The following is a 24,404-nucleotide window of genomic DNA, read 5'->3' as shown; positions in this document are numbered from 1 at the left end:
GAGCGGGTCCGGGCGCCGCGACGACAAACGACAGCGGCCCCGGCGAGGGAGCCCGCCGGGCCGCTGTCCGGTCTTCGTCACACCAGTGCGGCGCCGCCGTCCACCGCGACCGTGGTGCCGGTGACGTAGGCGTTGGACAGCACGAAGAGGTAGGCCCCTGCGGCTTCCTCGGCGGTGCCGACCCGCCGGGTGAGCAGCTCGGACCCGGCGCCCTGGAGGAACGCCTCAGGGTCCGGGACACTGCCGTCCCACAGCTCCGTACGGATCACTCCGGGCTGGACGACGTTGACGCGCAGCGGGGCGAGTTCGACGGCGAGTGCTCGGGACAGGGCCTCGATGCCGCCGGTGATGCCTGCCGTCAGCGCGGTCCCGGACAGCGGGCGGATCGCGAGGACGCCGGAGCTGAAGGTGATCGAGCCGCCGTCGCGCAGTCGCGGTGCGGCGTACTTGGCGGAGAGGAACGCGCCCCAGAACCGGCGCTCGAAGACTGCCCTGGCCTCCTGCGGGGTGGTGTCGGCCAACGGCTTCATCAGCAGGGATTCGCCCGCTGTGTAGACGAGGTGGTCGAAGTCCCCGACCTGCGCGAAGAACGCGGCGATGGCGTTGCCGTCGGCGACGTCCAGGCGGCGGCCTTCGGCCGGCTCGCCCAGCCGCTTCGTCGCGGCGTCCACGCGGTCCTGATTGCTGGAGGCGACCACGACGTGCGCGCCGGCCGCCGCGACCTGCTGGGCGACCGCGAAGCCGATGCCGGAGGTCCCTCCGATGATCACGATCTTCTTGCCGGTCAGAGACATGGCTGTTCCGTTTCTTCGTGGATGCAGTGCGGGGTTCGGCGACTGCCGTGGCAAGAAACGTACGCCTCCGCATGAAGACGGTGAATGACTGAAGATCTCGATTTCCTGTCATATCGTCTCGCCGAGCAGGCACTAGGGTGGCGCCATGGACATCCTGAGCGACACCCTCGAAGTCCTGCGCACGGGACGTCCGATGGTGACTCGCACCGACGCGCACGCCCCGTGGGCCCTGACGTTCCAACCCATCTCAGGAGCCGGATTCCACGTGGTCGTGGAAGGCCACTGCCACCTGCTGCCACCGCACGGCCAACCGCTCGCGCTCGGACCCGGCGACATCGTGTTCCTGCAGCGCGGCAGCGGACACACCCTGTGCGACGTGCCGGGCCGCGATCCGGTGGACTTCGTACCGGACCGCGTGGACCGTTCTTCGCCGATCGGCCAGGTCACCGTGGACGGACCGGGGCCGCGCACGGTTCTGGTGTGCGGCGCGTACGCGATCGACGTCGAGCGCCCGCACCCGCTGTTCAGCGATCTGCCGGAGGTCATCCACCTCCCCGCGGTTCCCGGCCGCCACCCGGTGCTGCGCTCGGCGGTCGATCAGCTGTGCGCCGAGTTCCACGCGCCGCAGCCCGGCTCGGACGCGGTCGTCACGGCGCTCATCGATCTGCTGCTGCTGTACATCCTCCGGTCGTGGTACGCCGAACTACCGAAGGAGCGGACCCGGGGTTGGGCGGCCGCGCTGACCGACCCGGCAGTCGCCCCGGCTCTGAAGGCGATCCACGACGATCCCGGCCACCCCTGGACCGTGGAGTCCCTGGGCACCCGCGCCGGGCTGTCCCGCGCGGCGTTCGCCCGCCGCTTCGCCTCGGTGGTCGGCGAGCCGCCGTTGACCTACCTGACCAACTGGCGGATGGCCACCGCGGCGCGGCTGCTGCACCGATCACCGGTCCCGCTGAGCACGATCGCGCAGCACACGGGGTACACATCGGAGTTCGCCTTCGCCAAGGCTTTCAAACGACACTTCGGATCGCCGCCGGGGGCCTACCGCAAGCAGGTCAGGACGGCAGACGGCGAACCAGGCGGATACCAGTGACGGCGCGGGCCAGGACATCGCCGCAGCGGCTCGGGAAACGGTGGCCGCTGGGGATCCCGGCCTCGTGGTGGCCTCGATGTGGTGGACCGCCGGGCGGCTCCGCGGCCGGAGGCCCGCTCTGGCGTCACCGTTCACCTGGGGCTACGTCGCGTACCCCGCTCAGATCGGTCGACGGCGCACCCGGTAGCGCAGGTGGAGCACCCGGTTGCCCTGGATCACCGTGTCAGGGTCCTCCAACAGGTGCTGTGCGTGGACCGACCCGAAGTAGCGCTTGCCGGAACCGAACACGACGGGTACGACGTCCATGCGCACCTCGTCGATCAGGCCCGCGGCAAGCACCTGGCCACCGACGTCGCCGGCGGCGACCTCGACCGTGCGGTCGCCCGCGAGTTCCTGCGCCTTGGCCACGGCGGCCTCGACGCCGTCGACGAAGTGGAACGGCGCCTCGGGGTCCCAGCCCTCGGGCGCCGGCCGGTGCGTCACGACGACCACGTGGGCGATCCCGCTCGGAGGCTTCCCGTCCCAGCCGTCCGTGATGTCGAAGACGTGGCGGCCGACGATCGTCACCCCGATCCGGTCCCAGTACGGCCGGATGTAGTCGTAGGAGTGCTGCGACACCTTCAGCGCGCCGCTCCCGCCCAACGGGACGTCACCGCTGGTCAACCAGTCGAACAGCGGGCCGGGCTGGTCGTCCTCGTCCGCGATGAAGCCGTCAGCCGACACCGAGGCGTACATGACTACCTTGCCCACGGGGCGCTCCTCTGTTGTGGCATGCCGGGACGGCTCCAAAATTAGCGTGCCGTGAGCTGTCGTACGGGAAGCCGCTCCCGGGAACTGGCCTGTGACGGTCCAACTTCGCTGTCACGAAAGGCACCCGATCCGACGTCGACGGCAACCCGTCCCGGTGCCCGTCACAGGCCAGGCACCCCAGGAGAAGGCCGGCCCCGCAGCCTCCCCTGGACGGCGGTCCCGGACCGCGGCCACGGCCCCGGCCTTCCCGGCTCCCCTTCAGCTCGACCGACTCCCGGGCCGGCGTTCCACCGTTCCCCTCTCCTCGGGCGCGCGGAACGGCTAGGGTGCGAACGGAATTCCGGGGAGGGAGAAGAACAGATGAAGCGTCCCGGCTACGCGCTCGCGGTGGTGCTCGACGTCGTACTGCTGATCGGCCTCATGCAGGGCTGGCTGCCCACCAGTTCCGAGGGCTTCCGGAAGTTCCTGATCGTGTTCACCACCGTGATCCTGACGTTGGTCGTCTACTTCGCGATCAGACCGACCAGGCGCGACTGACGCCCTGCTCGCGGTTCGCGGGTGGCAGCGCACCACCGTCGAAGGCTGCGTCGGCGAATGGAGAAGTGGCGCAGAAGGCCCGGCGTCCGGCTACGACGAGCCGCCGCCATCCGCCTCGCCGCCGTCTCCGGCTGGTGAGCACGGTGATCCGAAGGGAGCGGCCCAGCCTCCGCAGGGTTCGGCCGGGCCGGCCGCGGGGCTCCGGTGCGACTTCCGGAACGTGCCTCTGACGCAGGGGTTCCCAGCTCGCCGCCGTTCCCCGGCCGGCGCCTCCGGGCGAAATCCGGGAGACAGCCACCGGGGGCGCTCTGTTACGGTCGGCGGGCCGGCCGCGGGACTCCGGTGCGACTTCCGGAACGTGCCTCTAACGCAATGATTCGCAGCTCGCGCCCCCATTCCCCGGCCGGCACCCCTGTTCGCCGACCGGAGGAAGCCGCATGGAGGGCTACGCCGACCTCATCGCCGCCGAGGACGTCCTGCTCTTCGTCAACGCCGCGATCACCGCCACCGGCCAGCGTGAGTTCCACTCCTCCGCGGGCGAGCAGCAGCTCTCGCTGGACTTCCTGCACGAGTACGTGCTCGGCAACTACCGCGAGCCGTACGCCGCCGCGCTCGCCCTCGACATCAACGACCACAACGCCGCGCTGATCGTCCGCCGGCTGCTGGAGACCGCCGCCGACGCCACCCCGGAGCAGCGCAGCACCGAGGGCCGGCTGATCGCCCGCCGCCTGCAACTCCTGCCTCCGCAGCGGGTCTACCGGCTCTTCGACGCCCTGCGCCGGGCCCGTGTGAACAACCGCCGCACCCGCGCCGTCCTGCGCGACTGGCTGGCCGCCCGCCCCGATGCCGCGCTCGACGCCGTGAAGTACCGCGGCGCCCTCAAGCGCGCCCTGCGCCACGCCCATCTCCCGCCCGCCGCACCGGAACTGGGCGAGTTCCTGTTCGGCGCCAGCCTGCGCGGCCGCTACACGACCCCGCTGCTCGACAGCTGGCAGCGCGCTCACTACACCAAGGCCGCGCTCTACGAGCTGCCGTACACCGTTGCCGAGGGCTTCGCCCGCAGCCACCGCATCCCGCGCGCCGACTTCCTGGCGAAGATCGCGCCCAACCTCACCCGCCTCGAGCGCCTGCGCCTCCAGGAGAACGCGCAGCGGCTCGGCGCCGACGCCGTCCGCAGCGACCGCACCGACCTCGGCCGGATGCCGCTCACCCGGCTCGCCCTCTACGTGCTCGCCCTGCCGCCCGCGCGGCGCGCCGAACACCGCGCCGAGCTCACCGCCGCCCTGCGCGCCGCCGCACGCCGCACCGCCGGCTCCGAGGCCGGCACCTGGGGCGCCGTCGCCGCCGTCCTCGACGACAGCTACTCGGCGGCCGGTTCCGGCACCAAGCGCCGCCGCCCGCTCGCGGTCGCCCTGGCCTGCCACTACCTGCTCGAAGCGCTCGCCGAGCGCTACACCCCGCTGTGGACCTCCGGCCGCACCGACGCCCTGCTGGCCCGGCCGCACGGCGCCACCCCGCTCGGCCACCGGATCATCGACGCCCTGGACACCGCCCCGGCGCGGCTGATCATCGTCTCCGACGGCTGGGACAACGCCCCGCCCGGGCTCGCCGCCGAGGTCCTGCGGGTCTGGCGCACCCGCCTCGATCCGGACCGCCGCACCTCGGTCGTCCACCTCAACCCGGTCTACGACGCCGACGGCTTCGACGTCCGCCGGCTCGCCCCGACCGTGCCCACGGCCGGCCTGCGCGACGCCGAGGACCTGCCCGCCCTGGTCGAGTTCGCCCGCTTCGCCGACGGCCGTACCGACCTCGACGAGCTCACCGCCCACCTCGCCGCCCGCACCGCCCGCTTCCTCGCCCCCGCACCGCCCGAGGACACCCGGTGAACGACACCCGCGCCCGCCTCGACCTCACCGGCCTCACCACCGGCCCCTCCCAGATCTGGGGCGGCATCCGCCTCGTCCCGCTGCTGCGCGCCGAACCCGTCACCGACCTGCGCCTGCACCAGCAGCTGTACGAGGGCGAGTACGGCTCCGTCCGGATCCACCGCGACATCCACTACACCTCCTACGTCCCGCACGGCTTCGTCGCCCACTGGACCGGTGACGGCAGCCCGGCCGCCGCCTACGGCACCCAGCTCGGCGACCCGCCACCCGAGCGGATGCGGCTGCCCCGCCTGCGGCTCGCCAAGCGCCTCGACACCGACCGGCTGCGCTTCCTCCCGCTCCACCTCGCCCTGGAGGGCTACCTGGCCCTCCACTTCGGCGGCCCCACCATCGCCTGGGAGCACTGGTCCGCGCAGGCACTGCGCCGGGGCCTGTCCCCGCGCGAGGAGGAGGCGTACGCGGGCACCCGGGTCCGCGGACTCGCCGACGCGCTCCGGGTGTTCGAGATCCATCCCGGCCAGTGCGGCGTCCTGCTGTACACCGCGGACGTGCTCGCCGCCGCCTTCGTCGTGCCCCACCCCGACGACTACCGCGCCCTGCACCCGAGCCTGCTGCTCGACCTGTACGGCGAACTCGTCCACCACTACGCGCTGCTGTCCGCCCCCGTCCCCGACTTCCGCGCGGACCTGGGCGGTTCCGGGATCCGCACCCTCGCCGACCTGCGCGCCGCCGCCGGCCGCGCCGACCGCGAGTGGGCCGCGTTCCACGACACCGCCATGGCCCGCGACCTCCTCACCGCGGAGTACCGGCTGCGGACCGTCCACCGGATGGGCCGGTTCACCCTCGGCCGCTTCCTGCCCGACTTCCGCCCCAAGCAGGAGAACCACCTAGGCGAGACCATCACCGACGCCGACGGCCGGGTGCTCTACCTGAAGACCTTCCGCCTCTCCGAGGCCCAGGTCCGCCGCGGCCACCTGCTGGACCGCCTCGCCGCCCACGACTGGCACCTGCCCGCGGCCGCCACCGCCCTCGGCCTGACCGAGGCCGCCCTGGGCCTGCGCCTGGCGAACGCCGGCTTCGGCCACCTCCTCCGCCAGGACGTCCTCGACCACTACCGCAGCCGGGCCCGCCGCGGCGGGGGTGCCGGTCACGGGCTCTCCCGCTGATCGTCCCCGGGACGCCCGGGTGGGCGCCCCCGAGCCCCGGGGTAGGGGGCGGACGGGCACGGGTGCGAGGTCGACGGCGGAGCCGACGGATCCCGCCGGTGGGCGCCCCCGGGTGGTCCGTGGGGTCACAACGTGGGGTCACGACGTGGGGTCACGACGTGGGGTCACAACTTCCGTGCGGAAGTGACGTGGTGGAGGTGGATCAGGGCGTCGTAGGCCCGGCCGAGCGCGAGTTGCGGTTTCGGGTCGCTGACGTAAACAGAGCCCGCCTCGTAGGTGGGGCGGGAGGTGTCCAGCCAGTCGCGGGCCACCTGGGGGGCGGTGCGCAGATCTACGTAGTAGTCCCGGTAGCGGACCCGGTCGAGGGTGTACTCGTTCAGGTCCGGTGTGGCCGTCGGCACCGTGACGGGCTTCCAATCGTCCGTCAGGACCGCGCCGTTGGTGAGGAAGGAGCCGCTGTCGAAGGTGAAACCGATCGCCGCGTAGTCGCGACCGTAGGCGTCGCGCAGCCGCGCGCCCTGCGGGTTGGGGTACAGGAAGGTGTCGGTGGCCAGGTAGCCGACGTGTCCGTTGTGCGCGGACAGCAGCACCTTGCCGCCGGTGTGGCGCTGCCACCACGCGGTGTTGTCCGCCATCGCCCGGTCGCGCAGTTGCTCCGCGGCGGAGACCCGAGGCCCGGTCGGACATGTCCAGGGTCGCGAAGGCGAAGGTGTCGGCGATGTTCCGGGCGTGCTGCACCGCCCAGGCGTGGGCGTCGTCGGAGGAGCCGGCGCCGCTCGCGGTGACCAGGTCGAGCGCCTGCTGCGCCTTGGTGGCGTTGTCCCGCCGCTCGGCAAGCGGCTTCTTCAGGTAGGCGATGACGTCGTCGAGCGGCCGCAGGCCGGCGTAGAGGCCGTCGAGCTGAGGGAGGGCGTCGGGGCGGGCCTCGCGCACGTACGAGGTGACCTGTTCGAAGATCGGGTCGCCGAGCCTCGGCAGGCCGAGGTCGTCGCCCACGAAGTGGACAGGGCTCTTCGGGTGGCTCCGGTTGTACTCCCGCATCCAGGCGATCAGGTCGGCGAACTCCTCGCGGTCCCAGGGGCTTCCACCGAGGGCGTCCTTGACGACCTGCCGCGCGTCGCCGGGGCCGCCCTGGACGTACGCGTCGATCTGCAGGCCGCTGCTCCAGCTCGCCTCCAGGGCGAAGGCGGTGAAGCCCTTCTCCTCGACGAGGTAGCGGAACAGCCGCTGCTTCATCGCGAAGAACTCGTGCGAACCGTGGGTGGCCTCGCCCAGGCCGACCGCCTTGGCGTCACCGATCATCGCGCCCAGGGCGCGCAGGTCAGTGGTACGGCCGCCCGGTTCGGTCGTCCGCAACGGCTGGGCCATGCCATCCAGTGCGCGCACCACGGCGGCGGAACGCTGCGACGCGCCCTGGTCCGCGGCCGCGGTGGTCGCCCTGGGCGTCGCCGGCGCGGCGACCGCCGCCACCGGGACCAGTGCGGCCGTGGCGGCCACCACCGCCGTCAGCAGTCCGCGCCGCCCGATCCCCTCGGTGCCTGCCATCGTTGTGATCACTCCTCGACTCGACGGAACCCCGCTGCCTGCGGCGTTTCGGTGAGTCGATCTTCATCGGGGCGACGCCCGCGGCGCGCTGGGGCGGACCGCCGTCTTCACCAGGGGGTAACCCCCGACCGGATTCGGCGGTCGTCCCCCCGGCCACCGTCGGCCCGCCGACCGTTACCCCGCGCGGGCAACGGGCACCACGGTGTCGGCGGCCACGACCGTCGTCGAGGACCCGGAGCAGCGGGGAGACGACCGTCTCGGCCGGGGCCGGGGCCGGGCGCGGACCGGGCGGTGCGAGGCGACCGCTCCAGTGCGGCCCGGCCGCCCTCGGGAGAGGTGAAGGCCCGGTTCAGGGGTGCGAGAGACTGCCGCTGCGGCTGTGAAACGATCAGCGCATGCTGGGTAGACCGCTGACCGAGGACGAGCTGGGCGACTGCTGCTCGCAGCTGCCATGTGATTTCTGTGCCGAGCTCACGGACCACGAGGCCACGATCGACGTCGAGATCGTCCGAAGCGGCGCGCGGACCCTCTACCTCAGCTACTGCTCCGAGGAGCACCTCAGGGAGCACCTGTCCCAGCCGCTGCCGGCGCCGGAACCACTTCCGGAGCGGCGGCCCGAGTCGGTCGAGCAAGCGCAGGGCGGACTCGGCTGCGTGTTTGCGATAGCGGCGCTCGCCGGTGCATGTCTGCTGTTGGCCGTGCTGTCGGCGATCGGCGTACCGCTCTGGGGATAGGGGCGGGCGGACCGGTTACCGGAGCCGCAGGCCGGCCGGACGAAGGCCTGGCACCCCACCGCCCGGGCGCAGCGATTGGGTATCCGTACCGATGGCCGGTCCGGGTATCAGGTCAGTTCCAGCTGGGAGCCGGCCTTCCCACTGCTCGAGGGGCAGTACCCGCCGGCCTCGGGAAGGGGAGGACAGCGGCGCAGGCAGTACGGCACCGGCGGGCGAACCTGGGCCGGTTCCGGCGTTGGTGGCTGCGAGCTTTCCGGTCAGTGGACTTCGAGGTTGGCGGTCATCCGTTCGAGCACGCTGACCGCCGTGCGGTACTCCTCGATGGTGACCCCGGCGGTGGACAACTCGCGGAAGGCGCCGACGCGCTCGTCGACTGCGGCGAGGCGCCGTCGGCCGTCCGGGGTGAGGGCGAGCCGGTCGGGCGCCGGGCGGGTCGCCCATCCGTCCGCGAGGGCGGTGTCGATGGCGGCGGTCAGCGTGGGGGCGTCGGCGTTGGCCGCGAGGGCCGAGTGGACGTCGGTGTCGCCGGCGCCGGGGACGTGGCGGACGACGTTGAGGACCTGCCAGGCGGTGCGGGTGAGGCCGAACTCGGTGAGCAGGTTGTTCATGTACTGGGTGAGGGCTCGGTCGGTGCGGTTGAGCCAGTAGCCGATGGGCTTCATGGTGATGGTCCTTCAGTGCGTGCGGAAGGCGGTGGAGTTCTCGGACGCCCACTGCCGGAAGCTACGGGCGCTTTGTCCGAGCAGGGTCTCGGTGGTGTCGGCGATGGCGGCGGGACCGGCGGTCGCTGCGGCCCACAGGGTGAGCAGGGAGCCGGCCATCGGAGCCGGCATGAACCGTCCCATCTGCCGCTCGGCCTCCACACGGCTGATCGTCTCGACGGGGATGTGGCGGCCGAGGACGTCGGACAGGATGGCGAGTTGCTCGCGGAAGGTGAGCGACTGCGCTCCGGTCAGCGTGACGGCGCGGCCCCTGAGGGAGGTCCCGGTCAGCGCCTTGACTGCGATGTCGGCGATGTCGTCCGGGTGGATGGGCGCGAGGTGGGCGTCCGGGTAGGCGAGTTCGACCGGTAGGTTCCTGCCGATCCGGTGGGCCCAGCCCAGGGCGTTGCTCGCGAAGGCGTCCGGGCGCAGGAGGGTGACGCAGGGCAGGCCGGCGCCGGTGAGGGCGCGCTCGACCCGGAGGCTGTGCGAGGCCAGCGGGTCGGTCTCGGCGTCGGCACCCAGGACCGACGCGGAGGAGAGCAGGACGATGTGCTCGACGCCGGCGGTGCGAGCGGTCTCGACGAAGGCGTCGATGCCCTCGGGCTCGGGGTAGAGGAAGACCTGGCGCACGCCGTTGAGCGCGGCCGGGAAGGTGTCGGGCCGGTTGAGCACCAGCTCGGCGACCTCGACGCCCACGGGGGCGGTCAGCTCGACCGGGTGGGCGCTGGCGGCACGGACCGGCAGGCCGGCGGCGTGCAGGCGGTCAGTGACAGCCCGGCCGATCTTGCCGCGGGCACCGGTGATGAGGGTGGTCATGGCGTTCCCCTGTGGGTGATGGGTGAGTGAGACTTGCGCGCATCTCCATAAGCGATTGCGCCATCAAGCACATATGCATGCTTACATGCATGTATTTTCATGTCAACACATGTCCCCTTGGAGTCATGGACCTACACTGGGGCGACATGACGACGAACGAGCCGCAGACGGCCGAGGACCTGCTGAACGCTGTGGGCCCGGCGTTCTCGAAGCTGCGCCGCACCTCGTTGCTGGAGGTCGCGAACCCCATCTCGGCCAAGGACCTGAGCCGGACCCTGGTCCTGAACATCGTTCAGGAGCACACGCGCGACTCCGAGGCCGAGATCACCGTGGGTGCGGTGGCCGAACTGCTGGGGGTGGACCCGTCGGTGGCCAGTCGGATGGTCAGCGACAGCATCAAGGCCGGCTACCTGATCCGGGCCGCCTCCCAGCAGGACGGCCGCCGCACCGTCCTGAGTCTCAGCCCGGAGGGCGCCGAGCTGATGAGCCGCCTCAGGCGCCATCAACGCGAGGCCTTCGACTACATCACCGCCGACTGGGCCGAGGAGGACCGCCTCGCATTCGCCCGCCTCATGCTCAAGTACGTCGACTCGCTCGCCAGGCTGCGGGACCGCAGCCCGGCCGCCGATGACGCCAAGCGCCCTTGAACCGAGGCAGCGCGGAGGGCAGCCCGGACTCACTGTCCGCGGCCGCGACCGCGCAGGACGGCCTCGACCCGGAGCCCCCTCCCCCGAGCTCTACGACAAGCTGCTTCGGACCCACCACGTCATGATCCGCCGCGGCCGCGGAGCAACGATCCTCGGGCTCAACTACCACCACCCGGCGCTGGAGGAACAACGCTTCCGCGGCCGCTCGCCGGTGACCGCGACGGGCGGCGTACGGCGGGGGCGCGGCGGGTATCTCCTCCCGGGGAGCGTGGAGTTCGGGGAACGGGGGCGGGATGGGCGCGGGAGGTTTCGGCCGACGATTGGGCCCGGTGGAGGCCTGGACGGGACTGGCCTCGATCGTGCTGCTGGTCGGCGGGCTTGCGGTGTTCGCCCGGTGCTCGCCGCCCGGCGAGTACAGCTGCGACAACTCCGACTACCCGACCAGCGGGTGCACGCGCACCTGGCACGAGCCGGCCCGGACGGGCTCGACGGCCCCGACGGGCTCGGCGGGCTCGGCGGGCTCGACCGTCCGGTGCCCGACCGACTGGTGGGAGTACCGCAGCCTCGGCCGGGAGGCCGCCGCGGGCTGCGCGATGACCCGGCCGACTCCGCTGCCGTGCCCGACCACACCGGACACCTACTGGGTGGCGAAGGGCGAGGACGCGCTCCCGCCGGGCTGCCCCTACCCGCAGACCGCGGTGACCTCGAAGTCCGCGCCGACGCCGTCGCGCTCGTCGCCCGGCTCGCCGTGACCTACCGGCCAGGCCCTGGCACGGGCCGGCAAATGCGGCCGAGGACGCTGCCGGCGCGGGGGGCGGCCCCGTCGGCCCTGGGCACCCCTGGCTCCCGTCAGCACCCGCGCTCTCCAGCGCCTCCTCCCGAGGGCGCGCTGCCACCGCCGGACTTCGGCGCCCGCCCTTCAGGGGCCATGCCTCGGAGTCCGCTCCAGGAGTTCGATCGTGGGCACGGTGACCAGGAGAACGCCGTGCACGGCCAGGCGGCCGGCGGATGCCGGCCTGGAGGCCCGGGATAGGTTGTGGATCGTGGCCAGTCGTAAGAATGGATCCCGGAATCAACGGCGCGCGTGATCGCTGGCGTGGCGCGCGGCCCTTGCGATTCCTGTCGCTGCGCTCCTCACGGCCCGTCTGTGGCCGCTTCGCGTTCGCGGCTCGGTGCGGGTGCCAGGGCCACCGCGAGCGCGAAGTGCGGGTCGGCTCCCAGGCACTGCTCGGCCACCACGCTCGAATCGGACGCCTCCCCCGCGTCGTTCGGTGCCAGCAGCCCGGCGGTGATGGCCGACGTCGACCGCAGCGTCCAGGACCTCGGCCGCCGCGCCAGGGCAACGGCCTTCGCCGGGGCGGCGCCCCATGGCTCGGCGACCTCGTCACCGGCGCTCGCCACGTCGATGACCGCGCTCTGTGTCGATGACCGCGCTCAGTTCCGCGGTGGGCAGCCGAGGACAGGCGCCACCGCCGTCGTCAGGGCGGCGATCAGCCGGCCGTGGCGGCGCCGGAGCCCGGTGCGGCCGCTGCTCCGAGTGGAGCCCCGGAGTGGTCGCCGTCTCCCCGCGGACCCAGGCTGGTCCACGAAGTCCCTGTGCGAACCGCGCAGCAGCGCGCGGTCACCCGGCGCCCTGCCCCGCCGGGGACGTGAGCGAGACGAGGACACATGACGCGGCAGTGCACGACTCCGGGCTACCCGCCGCCCGTCTGCGGGAGCGGCAGATCCGAACGAAGACCGGCGCAGGACCGGCGGGTCCGGCGGCGCTCACGGCGCGCCCGCAGAGGATCGGGGCTCGCCGCAACGGGCTGGCCCTCCTGGGAGCGGTCGGCCCGACGCCGAGCAGTGCGCTCTCTCCACCCGTGCAGGCGCCCCTGCGTGCACCCCTGTCAGGGGGGACGGCGCGGTTCGTGCCCGGCCCCTGCCCGCGGACGCCCGAGCCGGTTCCCGGGCGCTGCGGGACGTTGGAGGTGCCCGAGCGTCGCACCGGCCACGGCGGGCGGACCATCCGGCTGGCCGTGGCGGTCATCCCGGCCGGGTCCTCGGCACGGCCGACGACCCGGTGGTGTTCACGGAGGGGGTCCCGGGGCCTTCCCCGGGTGGCCGGACCGGGTGCTGGCACAGGCGCCGCAGCTGCCCTTCGAGTACGGCGTGTGCCGTGTCCGGGACGTTCCGGACCGCACCGCCGTCCAGCGGGTGGCCACCGCCAGCGACGTGCCGGCGCTGGTCCTCTCCGGCACCTTCGACGCGAAGTCCGGGGCGAGCTGGGGGCCGTACGCGGCCCGGACGCCGTCCCGCGCGACCACGGTGCGGGTGCCCGGGATCGGCCACTGGGTGGTCCCGCAGTCGCCCTGCGCCCAGAGCGTCCTGGCCTCCTTCCTGGCGACCCCGGCCGCGCCCGACACCACCTGCGTGGCGGGCCTCGCCCCCGCACCGTTCACCCTCACCCCTGACCCGGAGTCCGCATGACGTCCATCCGTCCACCCCGTCACCGGTGCACCGCGCGACGGCTCCTGGCCGCACTGGCCGGGGCCACCGCCGGCATCCTCGTCACCGGCCTCGCCGCCGCGCCCGCCCGGGCCGACGGCGGTACCGAGATACTCCTCGGCACCGTCGCCCGGACGGTGAATCACGCCCGTTACGAGCCGGGCCCCTGCCCGAGGACCGCGGACCCGGCCCCCGGGCTCAAGGGGGCCCGCTGCGGCAGGCTCACCGTGCCCGAGGACCGGGACGATCCCGACGGGCGGAAGATCACCCTCGGGGTCGCGATCGTCCCGGCGGCCCACCGGACGGCCCACGACCCGATCGTGTGGTTCGCCGGCGGCCCCGGCGACGACGCCGTCTCCGAGATCCAGCTGGCGCTCAACGGCGAACTGAACCGCGACCGGGACGTGATCTTCATGAGCCAGCGCGGGACCTACTCGGCCGAACCCGCGCTCACCTGCCCGAACATCGACGAGTTCAACGCGCGCGCCCTCGACCTCCGCTACGACGCGCCGTCCACCGGGCGCCTGCACGTCCGGGCGACCCGGGCCTGCCACGACGAACTGGAGAGCCGCGGGGCCGACCTCAGCGCGTACAACAGCATCGAGAGCGCCGCCGACTACGCGGACCTGCGGATGGCGCTGGGCATCGAGCAGTGGAACGTGTTCGGCATCTCGTACGGCACCGACCTGGCCCTCCTCTACATGCGCCTGCACCCGGAGGGCATCCGATCGGTCGGGATCGACGGCGTGCTCCCGCCGTCCCTGGCGGGCGGGGCCGTGGGCTGGAGGGCCGCGCGCGAGGGCTTCGACGGCCTGTTCGAGGCCTGCGCCGAGCAGCCCGCCTGCGACGACCGCTACCCGGACCTCGAGGACACCTTCGTTCGCCTGGTCAGCGAACTCGAGGACGAACCGGTCAGCACCACGGTCACCGTCCCGGGCCACCCGCAACCGGTCGACGTGGTCCTGGACGGCGGGGCCCTGGTGAACTGGCTGGTCTCCGCCACCCACCTGGCGGCCGGTGTGCCCCGCTCCATCGACGAGCTGGACCACGGCAACCCGAAGCGGATCGCCGAGCAGTGGGCAGGCGGCAAGCTCAGCCCGCAGGCCGTCGGGAGGCTCTCCCACGGACTCGCCTACGGTGTCTTCTGCAGTGAGTGGACGCCGTACGAGAGCGAGGCCGAGGTGATCCGGGCCGGGCACCGCGCCTTCCCGTCCTTCCCCCGGTCGGTGGTCGCCAACGCCCCGCTGCTCGCCTTCCTCCACGAGGACTGCCGGGCCTGGGACGTTCCCGCGGCCCCGGAGTCGGTTCGGGACGTCACCTACAGCGACATCCCGACCCTCGTGCTGTCCGGCGGGTTCGACGCCCAGACCGCACCGGGCAACGGGCCGTACGCCGCCCGCACACTGAGCCGGTCCACCGAGGTGACGATCCCCTACGTCGCCCACGTGGTCTTCGCCGCCTCGCCGTGCGCGCAGTCGATCACGCGGTCGTTCTTCGACGCGCCGACGGCTCCGGACACGGGATGCCTCGCAGGCCTCAAGCCGCCCGCGTTCGAGATCGCGTCGTAGCACCAACCGGGCGTGGCAGCGTCGAGCCGTGGCACCTTCGGAAGGAGAGTCGCCGGGTGGCCGTCGATCAGATCCCCTGCGGCGACGGAGGAATCCGCAGCATCAGCCGGCAGCCGGCCGTAACCGGCGCGGGTTCGTCGTGAGCGCCCTCGCCCGGCTGCGCGGCCGCCGCTTCGCCGTCGCCGTCGTCCTGCTGGCCCTCGCCTGCGGGGCGGGCATCGCGCTGTACCTCGACGAGCGCGACACCCGGCAGCAGCACCGCGCACTGGTAGTGCCGAACTCCCCCGCCTGGGTCGAACTGAACGTCGCCTCCCAGGACTTCGACCCCGGGGCGGCGGAGCTGACGCTGTTCGTCGTGGCCGTTCCGCACGGCGGCCTCGCCCAGGGCCCCGGCCCGCCCGCCTTCACCCGGCAGGTGGAGGTCACCATCGGTGCGGGCGCCAGGACGGTCCTGCGGACCGAGCCCGGCCAGGTGGCGGCACCCCACCTCGTCCAGGCCGGCCTCTACGGCGGCACCGAGACCGACTACCCCTTCGACCGCTACCGGTTCACCGTCTCCTTCTCGGCCTCGGACAGCACCGGCGCCGTACCCGTCGGGATCGTCTTCGCCGACGCGGATCCGTTCTTCGCCGTCCACCCCACCGCCGACGGCCCGGCGTCCGGGACCGTGGTCCTGAACGCGAGGGCCACCCGGGCCCGCAGCACGCTGATCCTGGCGTGGTTCATGATCGCCGCGATGTGGGCGCTCGCGCTGGCCGTCATGGCCGGCGCCGAAGTGCTGTACCGCGGCGGTCCGGGCATGGTGTGGCCCGCCCTCGGCTGGATGGCGGCGACCCTCTTCGCGCTGATCGGCATGCGGAACGCCGCGCCGGGCGGACCGCCGATCGGCTCCCTGATCGACTACGTCGCGTTCTTCTGGGCCGAGGCGATCATCGCGACCAGCCTGACCGCCGCCGTGATCGCCGGCACCCGCGTCGAGCGCCGAAAACGCGCCGAGGCAGCCCAGGCGGATCCGGGCGGCCCCTGAGCTCCTCCGTTCCGCAGCCGCGACAGCATGGAGCGCTGTCGACCACTCGGTGCAACCGGCGCCCTGCGGCTCCGTCAGAACCAGCTGTCACATAACCCCGACCGAGCCGGCCGAGGTCGGTCGCGCCGCTCTTGCCCTCCTCGACGTCCGGTGTCACGGTGGCCCGGTTGTCGCCGGTCGATCGCCGTCCGACCATGGGCACATGACCGGTCTCGAGAGTCGGACACCCCTGAGCCCCGACGGTCACCTCGGGCGCGCCGATCACCATCCGAGCCTGAGCGACCCCGTGTACCGGCGCCGCCGCGCCGCCATCGCTGCTCTGGCCGACGGACGAGAAGTCGGTGATCCCGCCCGCCGCGTCAGGTACACCGACCAGGAGCACGAGACGTGGCGCTCCGTTCACCAGGCGTTGGTGGCCGCGCACCGCGGCCGGGTGTGCGCCGAGGTCGAGCAGGCGCGTGAGGAGGCGCCGATCCCGGCGGACCACGTGTCCCAGCACGCGGAAGTCGGCGACCGGCTGCGCTCGCTGAGCGGGTTCGACTTCGCAGTCGCCGGCGGTTTCGTGCCGAACAAGCGGTTCCTCGGGTCGATGGCGCTGGGCTACTTCCACGCCGTGCAGTTCGTGCGGCATCCCGCACTGCCGCTCTACACCCCGGAGCCGGACATCATCCACGACGTCTTCGGCCACGGCACCCACCTGACCTCGCCATGGTTCGCCGACCTGTACCGCCTGTTCGGCGCCGCCGCCCAGCGGGTGGACAGCGAAGACGCGCTGGACCTGATCAGCCGGGTGTACTGGTTCAGCCTGGAGTACGGCGTGCTCGTGCAGCGGCGGCAGGTTCAGGCGTACGGCGCGGCGCTGCTGTCCTCCTACGGCGAGATGGCCCGCCTGCACCTGGCCGAGGTCCGCCCTTGGGACCTCGGCCAGGTCCTGCGGCAGCCCTTCGAGGTCGCGGGCTACCAGCCGACCCTGTTCGCGACGCGCTCGCTCGACCACCTCGCCGAGGTGCTGCACGCCTTCCTGGACGACTTCGACGAGGAGGCCGGCCTGCGGCTGGGGCTGCCGCCGAAGGCGCAGCGTGGTGTGATCCCCAGGCTTCCGGCCGATGCAGGCGCACCGGCGGCGGTTCAGGGCCCGGCCGCGTAGGCCTGTCCGCCGCGAGCGCGCGCGGCGGCGGGCAGAGGAGCTGCCGAGGCCTACGCCAGTCGCGCTCAGCCGGCGGTTTCACCTCCGAAAAGGTGTGCGTGTTCAGCCTCGTCGTAGGGCACCGGGCGGTCGGTCGCCTCGTCGTAGATCATTCGGCCGGTCGGACTGTTCGCGTCCGGCGGACAGTCGAACTCGATGGCACGCCCGCTCGCATCGCAGGTGATGAACCGGGTGGGATCGCGCGGATCGGCGTAGTTGCCAACCTCCTTTCCGGAGCAGCTGTACCAAGGGGCAGGTCGTTGAGCCGGGCCGGTCACAAGTTGTCCTCTCCACGGTCGGGACCACGGTCGATCAGTACCTCAGGTGATCGGACGGCTACGCCATGGCCGGAACAGGATCCGTCACGATCGCCCCCCTTTCGCGTTCGCAGGACCAGCAGCGGCCGCCGGGGTGGCAGGACCGTGCCTGCTGTCCCTGGCGGCCGTACTCCAGGTGCTCTCCTCCTCGGGGACGTCGCCGGAGGCGATGCCGGCCTGGGAGTCCATCAGTTGCTCATGGGCCGCCCCGCCGCCCAGCGGGCTCACCGTGCCGTCGACCATCGAGCGCCGGATCGATGCCACGGAAAGCCCCGAGTGGTTGAGGAGTGGCATGCCACCACCACCGGTCAGGCTCGGTCGCCCGCCGGCCCCGGCGTGACGGCTTGAGGGAAGGTGAAGAGTTGCTCGGGATCCCAGGCGGCCTTGACGTGTTGCATCCTCGGGTAGTTCACGCCGTGGTAGGCCGTCTGCCAGTCGGTGAGTTCGGGGTCCATGCCGTTGGTGTAGCCGCCGACCCCGAGGTGGGGCTGCATGGTGGCGTGGATGTCGCGTAGCCAGTCGAGTCGGCGCCGGATGTGCGCGGGCTCGGTGAACTGGTGCCAGTAGGAGTGGTACTGCACGACGCCGACGGCAGCCCGGTGGGGGAAGGCGGTCGCGCCCGGGGGCCGGTCGTTGACCGCGCCGCCGAGGGCGTCGATGAGCAGGCCGCCGGCCCCGCCCACGCCGGTGAACTCGTGCAGCCGCTCGAGGCTCGCCGCCATCTCGGCTGCTGATGCCGGGTCGAGCGGTTCACGCACGATGTGCGATTTGGCGGCGAAGGCGACCCGGGGGCCCCAGGTGCCGGCGCCCCAGCGGTCCGCTTCGCAGGCGGCCCGCAGGTAGTCGCAAGGAATGATCACCCGGCCGGTCTCCGGCCGGCCCACCGCGGCGGCGAGCCGGTCCAGGACGGGCTCGAGGTCGCCGGGTGTGCCGATGAAGGTCCCGGTCACGGTGGGAGTTGCGGGCATGCCGCTGTCGCTAAGTTGTTCGAAGGCGCTGCACACCGCGCGGGGTGTCGCCGGGTCGGCGTTGAAGGCGGTCCAGCCCTGGATCACGGCTGCGGTCGCGTCAGCGGGCCAGGTGACCATGAACCGGGTGAAGCTGAGGTCGCGGATGTCCTCGGTGGCGAATTCCAGGGAGGTGACGACTCCGTAGTTGCCTCCCCCTCCCCCGCACAGGGCCCAGAACAGGTCGTCGTCCAGGCAGGGCGAGTCGGGGCGCACGCGGCGGATCCGGCCGTCGGCGGTGACGATCTCGATTGCGGTCAGGTGGTCGCAGGCCAGGCCCCAGGCTCGGGTGAAAGCGCTCAGTCCTCCGCCGAGGGTGACTCCGGCCAGGCCGATGGTGGGGCAGCGGCCGAGTGGCAGACCGGCTCCTGCTGCGGCCAGCGCCTGGTGGGCCTGCCCGCCCTTGACGCCGGCTCCGAAGAGCGCCCGCCCGTCGGCGACTCCGGTGGCGTTGAGCGAGCTGACGTCGAGGACGAGTCCGGGGCCGGTGGAGTATCCGGCGTAGCTGTGGCCGCCGGAGCGCAGCGCCAGCGGCACGCGGGTGGTCCGGGCGAAGTTGACGCATTCGACGACGTCCTGGGCGTCGGCGGGGTAGGCGATGGCCTGGGGGCGGATGTCGTCGAAGCGTTGGTTGACCAGGAGCCGGGCTTGTTCGTAGGCGGCCTGCTCCGGCCGGAGCAGCACACCGCGGATGCTTGCCTCCAGGGCCGACCAGCTCGACTTGGGTGAGCTGGCGGGCGTGCGGCGGGGCGGGGCGGCGGGGAGGTGGGCGCTGCGCAGGGCGGACAGGGTGTGGATGTCGGTGAGCACCGGATAGTCGAACGGCAGCGGGCGCGGGCCGACCTGGTCGGGCGGGGAGGTGAAACCGCCGTCGCAGTCCTGCTGGTGCAGCAGGTAGGTGACGGCCCGGCCGACGGTGAGCGGGTCGCCGTGCCGTGCCAGGACGGGGATGGCCTGGGCGGTGGAGAGGACGTCGCTGGGATCGTCGGGGAGTTGGCCCCAGCCGCCGTCGGGGTGCTGTGTCCGAGTCAGGTGCGCCACTGATTGGGCGGTGGCTGCGGCGATCCGGGCAGCGAGATCCGGGGTCGGTACGGGAATCGCGTGCAGCGCGTCCAGGGCGCGCAGGATGGCGCTGGACTCGCTGATCGTCCAGCTGCGTTCGAAGGTGCCGTCGGGGAGCTGGGCGTTCAGGACGAACTCCAGTGCTCTGGCGAGGAGTTGCTCGTGCCGTGCGGCCTGGGGTGCCAGCGCGAGGATCGCGCCGGCGGTCATGTCCAGATCGGGTGCGTCGCCGCGCACCCAGGTGGGGAAGGCACCGTCCGGGCCGGCGATACCGGTCAGGTAGGTGGTCGCCCGCTCGAGCGCCTGACGGTGGCGGTCGGCAGCGGCGGCGTGCAGGAACTCCATGCAGCGGGTGGTGGTGTCCACATCCGTCTGCTGCATACCGGTGGCGAAGGGCCAGCCCCCGTCCGGGGCCTGCCAGGCCGCCACGAGGTCAGCCATCCGGGCGACGAACGGCGCCAGGCTGTCCTCGCCGGTGAAGGCAAGGCCCGCCACGGCCGTCAGCCACAGGTCCTGGCTGTCCAGGAACGGGACGCCGTCGTCGGCGTTGATGGCGAGGCACAGCCTCAGCACGCCGTCGTCGAGCGCCTTCGCACCGGGCCGGAAGGTGCGCAGCGCGTGCAGGCCGAGCAGGTGGGTGGTGGCGCTGGCCTCCCACAGCACCCTGTCGGTGCCCCTGGACATCAGCGCGACCAGACGGTCCCGTTCCGTGTCGGTGACCGCGTGCGGCCGGCCGCAGGCGTGCGCGTGGATGATCCGGATCGACAGGAGGTGCACGTCGGTGAAGGTGGTGATGCCCTCCGGCCCGACGGGCGTGGGAGCGTCCCGGTAGTCGAGCGGAGAACCGCACAGGAGGTGCAGGACCGTGGCCAGCATGACGGACTTGAGCCGCCCGCGGCCGGCGGTGCCGCTGCTGACCCTCATCGGCAGGTCGGTGGCCGTGTCCCGCGCGCGGCCGGCCGTGCCCGCCGGGTCCAGGCAGGCGTCGATCAGGAGGGCGTCCACCCGGCCGGCGCCCGGCCGACGCGCCTTCAGGAAGGCGGTGAGCCGCTCCTGCTCGCCCGGTTCGGCGCCCTGTGCACGCAGCAGGGCGAGCAGGAGGGCGGACTCCAGCACGCGGCTGGCGCACCGGTCGTCCACGCTGCCGTCGGCGTCCACCGCGACGGCCAGGTGCTGCGTGAGCGCGCGCAGCCCCCGCTCGCCCGTGTCCGCGGTGATGCCGCGGCCTGACGGATTCCGGTGGGTCTCCCGCTGCCAGGCGAGCGATCCGTCCCGCACCTGGCGGATCAGCGCCGCCCGATAGCCGCGCGCGGCCCGGTCGAAGTCGTCCATGCGCTCGGCCAGCATGCTCCGGGCCAGCGACGCCGCCTTGGACCGGCTGCACCGGTGATGGCGGGCCAGCACGCCGACGAGGTTGTCCGTGCCCTCGTCCAGTTCCCGCGGCGCCGACCGCAGATCGTTGGTCCAGGCGACGATGTCCGCGACGGCGTCCCGCAGCCCGTCGAGTTCGCCCGCCGCGGGCAAGGCGCGCTCCACCACCGCGAGCACCGGCAGCACGGTGATGGTGCGGCGGCGCAGCGCCAGGTAGTCGTCGAGCGCGAGCTGTTCACCGCGCGCACGCAGCCGCACCTCGGTGCAGGTCGCATCGGCGAAGTCCCGGTACAGCGCGAGGAACCGTTGTGCCCATCCCGGCCGGGCCGCCGTCCTGGTGCGCTCCCACAGGTCGGCGAGCGCACGCACCGCAGGCGCCGCCGAAGGCGGGTACCCGGTTGCGTCCGCGGCGCCGAGCACGTCGAGCAGCTGGTCCAGCACCGCCCGGACCTGCTGCGGTGACTGGCCCTGCTGGTCGAAGCCGTCGTCGACCAACGCGATGAAGGCACCCCACTGCGCGAGAAGCCCCAGCTCCGCCGGGCCGGCCCCGGGGGCCAGCCAACCGGCCATGCGCCCCTGCCCCATCCGCGCCAGTCGCCGCCGCTCCTGATCGGCGACGACGAGGCCGTGCCTCGACGCCCACGAGCGAGCCCGGCGTTCGGCGTCGACCCACCTCGGACTGCAATACGTGGCTGAATCAGCACTCAGAGTAAACATCAGCCGACAAGCTACCGGAACGGAGTATCCGACGCGGCCACTTGGGCGAACGTCATGGGCCGGACACGGGCGAACCCGGCGACCAGGGGCCTGGTAGCGGACGAGCTGCACGAACGCCCGTTCCCGCTCGACCAGGTCGGCCAGCGTGTCGGGGTCCAGCACCAGCACCTGCGGGGAACCGGGTGCGCTGGTACCGACGGGGGCCGGCGAGCGCCGGGCTCCCGGCCGGAGCTCGCGTCGGGTGAACGTGCTCGGTGGTGATCGAGGTACCGAGGGGAGCGGTGCCTGCCGGAAGGGCCGACCGTGATCACTGGACCCGGATGATGCTCTTGCCGGGGGTGGCGCCGTTCGCCAGGTTCGCGACCGCGGTCTCCACGTCCGCGAGCTCGCGGGGAGCACGATCGGAATCCGGCCGTCAGGACAGCGGATCGGCTAGCAACTGGGCAGCCAGATCGTACAGTTCGGCCAGCAGCTCCTTCGTCAGCCCACCGCAGTGCTCCTGTTGGTCCTCCGCGTGATGCAGCCATCCGCGGACCGGCCACAGTGGCGAGTCAGGGTCGTCGGCGGGGCACAGCTCGAGGCCGATCCGCTCGGCTGCCACCAACGGATCGAGGCGGCCGTCCAGCAGGTCCCGCAGGCAGTACCGGGCCAGCGCCCAATCGCGGGCCTCGGGGGTGGTGGGCAGCCGCAGTGCCGGCCAGAGTTCCTGCTCCAGCTCGGCCAGCAACCGGCGCGCCTCCAGAACCTCCCCGTCGGACAGCACGCCGAGTTCCCACAAGCTCGGGGTGTCCACTCCGCCAGCCAATGCCGCCTGGGCTGCCCCCACCGCCGCGGCAACCGTCTCCGGACAACCGGTGGTCCCCCGCTCCAACAGCACCCTGCGCAGCGGGTCCAATATTTGGTCCAGCTCCATGGCGCGAGCGTAGCCAGCCACTTCAGCCTGGAGCAAAGGATTTGCAGCGAACGGCTGCATGTACGCCGACCTCCCGCAGCCGACGGGCCGCGACGGCGGCCACTTCGAGCGGGGCCTTCTCCAGAACCGCCGCAGGAGTGCTGCCCGGAAGAAGCTCGCGCCGCCACAGGCTCAGTCCGGTCGCAGCTGCGACTGCCTGCAGAGCTCTCTGTCCTCCGGTCCCGGGATCGGTCACCAGTACGGTGTGAGAGATCCGTCAGCCCAGCACCTTTCCGTGACCGCTCACCTGCCGCACGTCGGCGTTTTCACGAACTGCGACCGGAACCGGCTTCAACGGTCCCCGTCCGGAGGTGGCGCCCTGTACGTCTATCTCCGCTGGGGCGGGCGCCCGCTCACTGCAGCAGGCTGAACTGACTGGTATCTCTGTCCGGTGGAGCTGCTAGTCGTCGAACTCGAAGCCCGAGGTCTGCGCCCGGGTGATGATGTCGCGGACCGCGTCGGGGCTCGTGATGACCGACTCGAGGGCCGTCCTGAGTTGCGCGAGGTCACTTGGGGTTCCGACAGCGCAGAACATGTCGGCCTCGCTGTCGAAGGCGAGCGGCTCGGCGATGTCCGGCCAGGCGAACCGCACGAATCCTTCCCAGAAGTACCCGTTCGGCTCGTGCCCTGCGCCGGCTACTGCCACGTCAGCACCCAGGCCGCCGACATCCATCGTCAGCGAGTGCTTGCCCTCGAAAGCATGAAGCTTGATGGTCACGGCCGTGATCTTCTCACGCCGGGCACGAGCCGCGGTAGGCGGCCACTGTGCAGCGTTGACGCCCCGCTCTTCCGTCCCGGTGCCCCGCCGTGGGTACCGGCCGACGACCGGTCCGACACCCTCGCGCAGCAGGCCGTCCTCGTCGCCCAGCACGCCGCACGCACCGAGCCGTGGCGAGAGCTCCTCAACGGGCCGGGTGTCGCCCGTACAGGCAGACGCCCGGCCGCGAAAGGGGCTGCCCCCGACCGGGACAGCCCCTCCAGCAGCGGCATCTTCGGCAGACTTCTAACGCTGGGAACGGAGTCGACGGACGGCGATCAGGACGCCGCCCCCGAGGGCGAGGAGCACGGCGGAGCCGACGGCGAGGACCCCGTCAGTGGAGGAGGCGCCGGTCCGGGCCAGCTCCGGGGTTCCGGCGGGCGCGGTGGTGGCCGGGGCTGCGGTGGAGGGCACCGTGGGGGTGGCGGTCGACTTGGCGGGGGTGCTGTCGGCGGCGGGCTCGGCCTTCTTGGCCGGGGCGGCCGGCTCGGGCTCGGGCTCGGGCTTGGGCTTGGGCTTGGGCTTGGCCGGGGTGGTCGGCTCGGCGGCCTCGGCGGTGCCCGGGTGGACGACCTTGATCGTCCGGCCCGCGCTCTTGCCGGGCGCCGAGGCCTCGCCCAACCCGGTGGTGGAGACGGACAGCGAGGCGAGACCCCGGGGTGCGTCGGCGGCCAGCCCGATCCGGAACATCACGCGGCTCGCCCGACCGTTCGCCAGATGCTGCATCAGCGGCGAGGTGTCGACCCGGACGGCTTCGCCGCCGCAGCCGTTGTCGATGCCGAGCTTCGTCCACGCGCCGCCGCGCATGACCTCGACCGTCACGTCCTCGGCGCGCAGGTGGTTGCCCTTCAGGGTGAGGGCGGGCCAGGCCGCGTCAAAGTCCGCGCCGGTGAAGTTGGCGAACTCCACGCCGAGCTCGGCGCTGGAACCGGCGGTCAGCGAGGCCGGGGAGGGCGCGATGAAGGTGGCGGCCGGGGCTCCGTCGTAGTGCCGGGCCAGCGCCTCCTGGGAGAGGGTGGGGTTGTTGGCCTGGTACGGCCCCGAGCAGGCCCAGGCGTCGCCGGCACCGAGCAGTTGGACGCCGCCCGCGAGGGCGGCGGTGGCGGCGAGGGCCGCGATGCTGCGGCGGCCGGAGAAGGTACGGTCGTTCTTCGCAGAACGGTTGATAACGGACGTACGCATGACGTGATCCCCCAAGGACGTGTGTCGGACGATGGTGCTCGGTGAAGACGACCGGCCCCGCTCCTTCCGAGCGGAAGCGCCCCCCGGCTCTGCCGGTCT

General features: G+C 72.6%; 24 protein-coding genes and 1 pseudogene. 12 read left to right on the top strand and 13 right to left on the bottom strand.

The annotated features are described in order from the left end of the window. Positions 1-77: 77 nt before the first annotated feature. Positions 78-794 carry an SDR family oxidoreductase gene (locus ACGF07_RS03980; RefSeq protein WP_392895161.1) on the bottom strand — a complete coding sequence of 239 codons (717 nt, stop codon included), beginning with the start codon at positions 792-794 and terminating at the stop codon, positions 78-80. A 145-nt stretch (positions 795-939) separates the two neighbouring features. Here ACGF07_RS03980 and ACGF07_RS03975 point away from each other — a divergent pair, with 145 nt between their 5' ends. Further along, positions 940-1,887 (top strand): AraC family transcriptional regulator, encoded by a 948-nt coding sequence (locus ACGF07_RS03975; RefSeq protein WP_392895159.1) that lies wholly within the window; start codon positions 940-942, stop codon positions 1,885-1,887. Between the two features lie 159 nt (positions 1,888-2,046). Here the strand turns inward: ACGF07_RS03975 and ACGF07_RS03970 are convergent, their stop codons facing one another. After that, positions 2,047-2,637: a dihydrofolate reductase family protein gene (locus ACGF07_RS03970; protein ID WP_392895157.1), complete on the bottom strand. Its 591-nt coding sequence runs from the start codon at positions 2,635-2,637 to the stop codon at positions 2,047-2,049. Positions 2,638-2,997: 360 nt separating this feature from the next. On the opposite strand from ACGF07_RS03970, the gene ACGF07_RS03965 reads away from it, so the two are divergent. The 3 genes from ACGF07_RS03965 (at position 2,998) to ACGF07_RS03955 (ending at position 6,226) form a co-directional block, all read left to right on the top strand. Then, positions 2,998-3,174, top strand: a complete 177-nt coding sequence (locus tag ACGF07_RS03965) for a hypothetical protein (protein ID WP_392895154.1) — start codon at positions 2,998-3,000, stop codon at positions 3,172-3,174. Between the two features lie 437 nt (positions 3,175-3,611). Further along, positions 3,612-5,060 (top strand): hypothetical protein, encoded by a 1,449-nt coding sequence (locus ACGF07_RS03960; protein ID WP_392895152.1) that lies wholly within the window; start codon positions 3,612-3,614, stop codon positions 5,058-5,060. Next, positions 5,057-6,226 carry a hypothetical protein gene (locus ACGF07_RS03955; RefSeq protein WP_392895150.1) on the top strand — a complete coding sequence of 390 codons (1,170 nt, stop codon included), beginning with the start codon at positions 5,057-5,059 and terminating at the stop codon, positions 6,224-6,226. Before ACGF07_RS03960 ends, ACGF07_RS03955 begins: the two co-directional genes overlap by 4 nt. 164 nt (positions 6,227-6,390) lie before the next feature. On the opposite strand, the gene ACGF07_RS03950 is transcribed toward ACGF07_RS03955, so the two are convergent. Both ACGF07_RS03950 and ACGF07_RS03945 read right to left on the bottom strand, forming a co-directional pair. Then, a complete protein-coding gene (locus tag ACGF07_RS03950; RefSeq protein ID WP_392895148.1) occupies positions 6,391-6,861 on the bottom strand; it encodes an erythromycin esterase family protein in 471 nt (156 codons plus the stop codon). Positions 6,862-6,976: 115 nt separating this feature from the next. After that, a pseudogene (locus ACGF07_RS03945) lies at positions 6,977-7,462 on the bottom strand (erythromycin esterase family protein); the annotation flags it as partial. A 130-nt stretch (positions 7,463-7,592) separates the two neighbouring features. Here ACGF07_RS03945 and ACGF07_RS03940 point away from each other — a divergent pair. Together ACGF07_RS03940 and ACGF07_RS03935 are read left to right on the top strand one after the other, a co-directional pair. After that, the gene (locus ACGF07_RS03940; protein WP_392895146.1) at positions 7,593-7,826 is read left to right on the top strand and encodes a hypothetical protein; all 234 of its coding nucleotides are present in this window, start codon (positions 7,593-7,595) and stop codon (positions 7,824-7,826) included. A gap of 340 nt (positions 7,827-8,166) precedes the next feature. Further along, positions 8,167-8,505 carry a hypothetical protein gene (locus tag ACGF07_RS03935; RefSeq protein ID WP_392895145.1) on the top strand — a complete coding sequence of 113 codons (339 nt, stop codon included), beginning with the start codon at positions 8,167-8,169 and terminating at the stop codon, positions 8,503-8,505. A 257-nt stretch (positions 8,506-8,762) separates the two neighbouring features. On the opposite strand, the gene ACGF07_RS03930 is transcribed toward ACGF07_RS03935, so the two are convergent. Together ACGF07_RS03930 and ACGF07_RS03925 are read right to left on the bottom strand one after the other, a co-directional pair. Then, entirely contained in the window at positions 8,763-9,167 is a 405-nt protein-coding gene (locus ACGF07_RS03930) for a MarR family winged helix-turn-helix transcriptional regulator (RefSeq protein WP_392895142.1), read from the bottom strand. A 12-nt stretch (positions 9,168-9,179) separates the two neighbouring features. After that, entirely contained in the window at positions 9,180-10,025 is an 846-nt protein-coding gene (locus ACGF07_RS03925) for an SDR family oxidoreductase (RefSeq protein ID WP_392895140.1), read from the bottom strand. 146 nt (positions 10,026-10,171) lie between these two features. Between ACGF07_RS03925 and ACGF07_RS03920 the strand changes: the two genes are divergently transcribed. Together ACGF07_RS03920 and ACGF07_RS03915 are read left to right on the top strand one after the other, a co-directional pair. Beyond that, positions 10,172-10,672, top strand: a complete 501-nt coding sequence (locus ACGF07_RS03920) for a MarR family winged helix-turn-helix transcriptional regulator (RefSeq protein ID WP_392895138.1) — start codon at positions 10,172-10,174, stop codon at positions 10,670-10,672. Positions 10,673-11,001: 329 nt separating this feature from the next. Next, positions 11,002-11,424 carry a hypothetical protein gene (locus ACGF07_RS03915; protein WP_392895135.1) on the top strand — a complete coding sequence of 141 codons (423 nt, stop codon included), beginning with the start codon at positions 11,002-11,004 and terminating at the stop codon, positions 11,422-11,424. 382 nt (positions 11,425-11,806) lie between these two features. On the opposite strand, the gene ACGF07_RS03910 is transcribed toward ACGF07_RS03915, so the two are convergent. After that, positions 11,807-12,073: a hypothetical protein gene (locus tag ACGF07_RS03910; RefSeq protein WP_392895133.1), complete on the bottom strand. Its 267-nt coding sequence runs from the start codon at positions 12,071-12,073 to the stop codon at positions 11,807-11,809. Between the two features lie 711 nt (positions 12,074-12,784). Here ACGF07_RS03910 and ACGF07_RS03905 point away from each other — a divergent pair. From ACGF07_RS03905 to ACGF07_RS03890, 4 genes are all read left to right on the top strand, one after another. Then, positions 12,785-13,141, top strand: a complete 357-nt coding sequence (locus tag ACGF07_RS03905; RefSeq protein ID WP_392895131.1) for an alpha/beta hydrolase — start codon at positions 12,785-12,787, stop codon at positions 13,139-13,141. Then, positions 13,138-14,727: an alpha/beta fold hydrolase gene (locus ACGF07_RS03900; RefSeq protein ID WP_392895128.1), complete on the top strand. Its 1,590-nt coding sequence runs from the start codon at positions 13,138-13,140 to the stop codon at positions 14,725-14,727. The genes ACGF07_RS03905 and ACGF07_RS03900 overlap by 4 nt, the downstream gene beginning before the upstream one ends. A 139-nt stretch (positions 14,728-14,866) precedes the next feature. After that, positions 14,867-15,754 (top strand): DUF4436 family protein, encoded by an 888-nt coding sequence (locus ACGF07_RS03895; protein WP_392895126.1) that lies wholly within the window; start codon positions 14,867-14,869, stop codon positions 15,752-15,754. A 202-nt stretch (positions 15,755-15,956) separates the two neighbouring features. Then, positions 15,957-16,901, top strand: a complete 945-nt coding sequence (locus tag ACGF07_RS03890; RefSeq protein ID WP_392895124.1) for a phenylalanine 4-monooxygenase — start codon at positions 15,957-15,959, stop codon at positions 16,899-16,901. A 65-nt stretch (positions 16,902-16,966) separates the two neighbouring features. On the opposite strand, the gene ACGF07_RS03885 is transcribed toward ACGF07_RS03890, so the two are convergent. The 6 genes from ACGF07_RS03885 to ACGF07_RS03860 form a co-directional block, all read right to left on the bottom strand. After that, the gene (locus tag ACGF07_RS03885; protein ID WP_392895122.1) at positions 16,967-17,218 is read right to left on the bottom strand and encodes a chitin binding peritrophin-A domain-containing protein; all 252 of its coding nucleotides are present in this window, start codon (positions 17,216-17,218) and stop codon (positions 16,967-16,969) included. An 84-nt stretch (positions 17,219-17,302) separates the two neighbouring features. Continuing rightward, complete coding sequence (locus ACGF07_RS03880; RefSeq protein WP_392895119.1) at positions 17,303-17,521, bottom strand: hypothetical protein; 219 nt, start codon at positions 17,519-17,521, stop codon at positions 17,303-17,305. Between the two features lie 44 nt (positions 17,522-17,565). After that, the gene (locus ACGF07_RS03875; protein WP_392895116.1) at positions 17,566-21,267 is read right to left on the bottom strand and encodes an FAD-binding protein; all 3,702 of its coding nucleotides are present in this window, start codon (positions 21,265-21,267) and stop codon (positions 17,566-17,568) included. 562 nt (positions 21,268-21,829) lie between these two features. Continuing rightward, a complete protein-coding gene (locus ACGF07_RS03870; protein WP_392895114.1) occupies positions 21,830-22,327 on the bottom strand; it encodes a hypothetical protein in 498 nt (165 codons plus the stop codon). 439 nt (positions 22,328-22,766) lie between these two features. After that, entirely contained in the window at positions 22,767-23,084 is a 318-nt protein-coding gene (locus ACGF07_RS03865; RefSeq protein WP_392895112.1) for an Imm51 family immunity protein, read from the bottom strand. 285 nt (positions 23,085-23,369) lie between these two features. Continuing rightward, positions 23,370-24,305, bottom strand: a complete 936-nt coding sequence (locus tag ACGF07_RS03860) for a hypothetical protein (protein ID WP_392895110.1) — start codon at positions 24,303-24,305, stop codon at positions 23,370-23,372. Positions 24,306-24,404: the final 99 nt, after the last annotated feature.

It is taken from the genome of Kitasatospora sp. NPDC048194 (genome assembly GCF_043202455.1).
Lineage (GTDB): Bacteria > Actinomycetota > Actinomycetes > Streptomycetales > Streptomycetaceae > Kitasatospora.
This window is presented reverse-complemented; position numbering and strand designations above follow the sequence as displayed.

Coding starts and splice junctions, on each gene's coding strand:
- ACGF07_RS03980 (WP_392895161.1), bottom strand. CDS start 794: ATGTCTCTGACCGGCAAGAAGATCGTGATCATCGGAGGGACCTCCGGC.
- ACGF07_RS03975 (WP_392895159.1), top strand. CDS start 940: ATGGACATCCTGAGCGACACCCTCGAAGTCCTGCGCACGGGACGTCCG.
- ACGF07_RS03965 (WP_392895154.1), top strand. CDS start 2,998: ATGAAGCGTCCCGGCTACGCGCTCGCGGTGGTGCTCGACGTCGTACTG.
- ACGF07_RS03960 (WP_392895152.1), top strand. CDS start 3,612: ATGGAGGGCTACGCCGACCTCATCGCCGCCGAGGACGTCCTGCTCTTC.
- ACGF07_RS03950 (WP_392895148.1), bottom strand. CDS start 6,861: ATGGCGGACAACACCGCGTGGTGGCAGCGCCACACCGGCGGCAAGGTG.
- ACGF07_RS03940 (WP_392895146.1), top strand. CDS start 7,593: ATGCCATCCAGTGCGCGCACCACGGCGGCGGAACGCTGCGACGCGCCC.
- ACGF07_RS03935 (WP_392895145.1), top strand. CDS start 8,167: ATGCTGGGTAGACCGCTGACCGAGGACGAGCTGGGCGACTGCTGCTCG.
- ACGF07_RS03930 (WP_392895142.1), bottom strand. CDS start 9,167: ATGAAGCCCATCGGCTACTGGCTCAACCGCACCGACCGAGCCCTCACC.
- ACGF07_RS03925 (WP_392895140.1), bottom strand. CDS start 10,025: ATGACCACCCTCATCACCGGTGCCCGCGGCAAGATCGGCCGGGCTGTC.
- ACGF07_RS03920 (WP_392895138.1), top strand. CDS start 10,172: ATGACGACGAACGAGCCGCAGACGGCCGAGGACCTGCTGAACGCTGTG.
- ACGF07_RS03900 (WP_392895128.1), top strand. CDS start 13,138: ATGACGTCCATCCGTCCACCCCGTCACCGGTGCACCGCGCGACGGCTC.
- ACGF07_RS03890 (WP_392895124.1), top strand. CDS start 15,957: ATGACCGGTCTCGAGAGTCGGACACCCCTGAGCCCCGACGGTCACCTC.
- ACGF07_RS03875 (WP_392895116.1), bottom strand. CDS start 21,267: ATGGCCGGTTGGCTGGCCCCCGGGGCCGGCCCGGCGGAGCTGGGGCTT.
- ACGF07_RS03870 (WP_392895114.1), bottom strand. CDS start 22,327: ATGGAGCTGGACCAAATATTGGACCCGCTGCGCAGGGTGCTGTTGGAG.
- ACGF07_RS03860 (WP_392895110.1), bottom strand. CDS start 24,305: ATGCGTACGTCCGTTATCAACCGTTCTGCGAAGAACGACCGTACCTTC.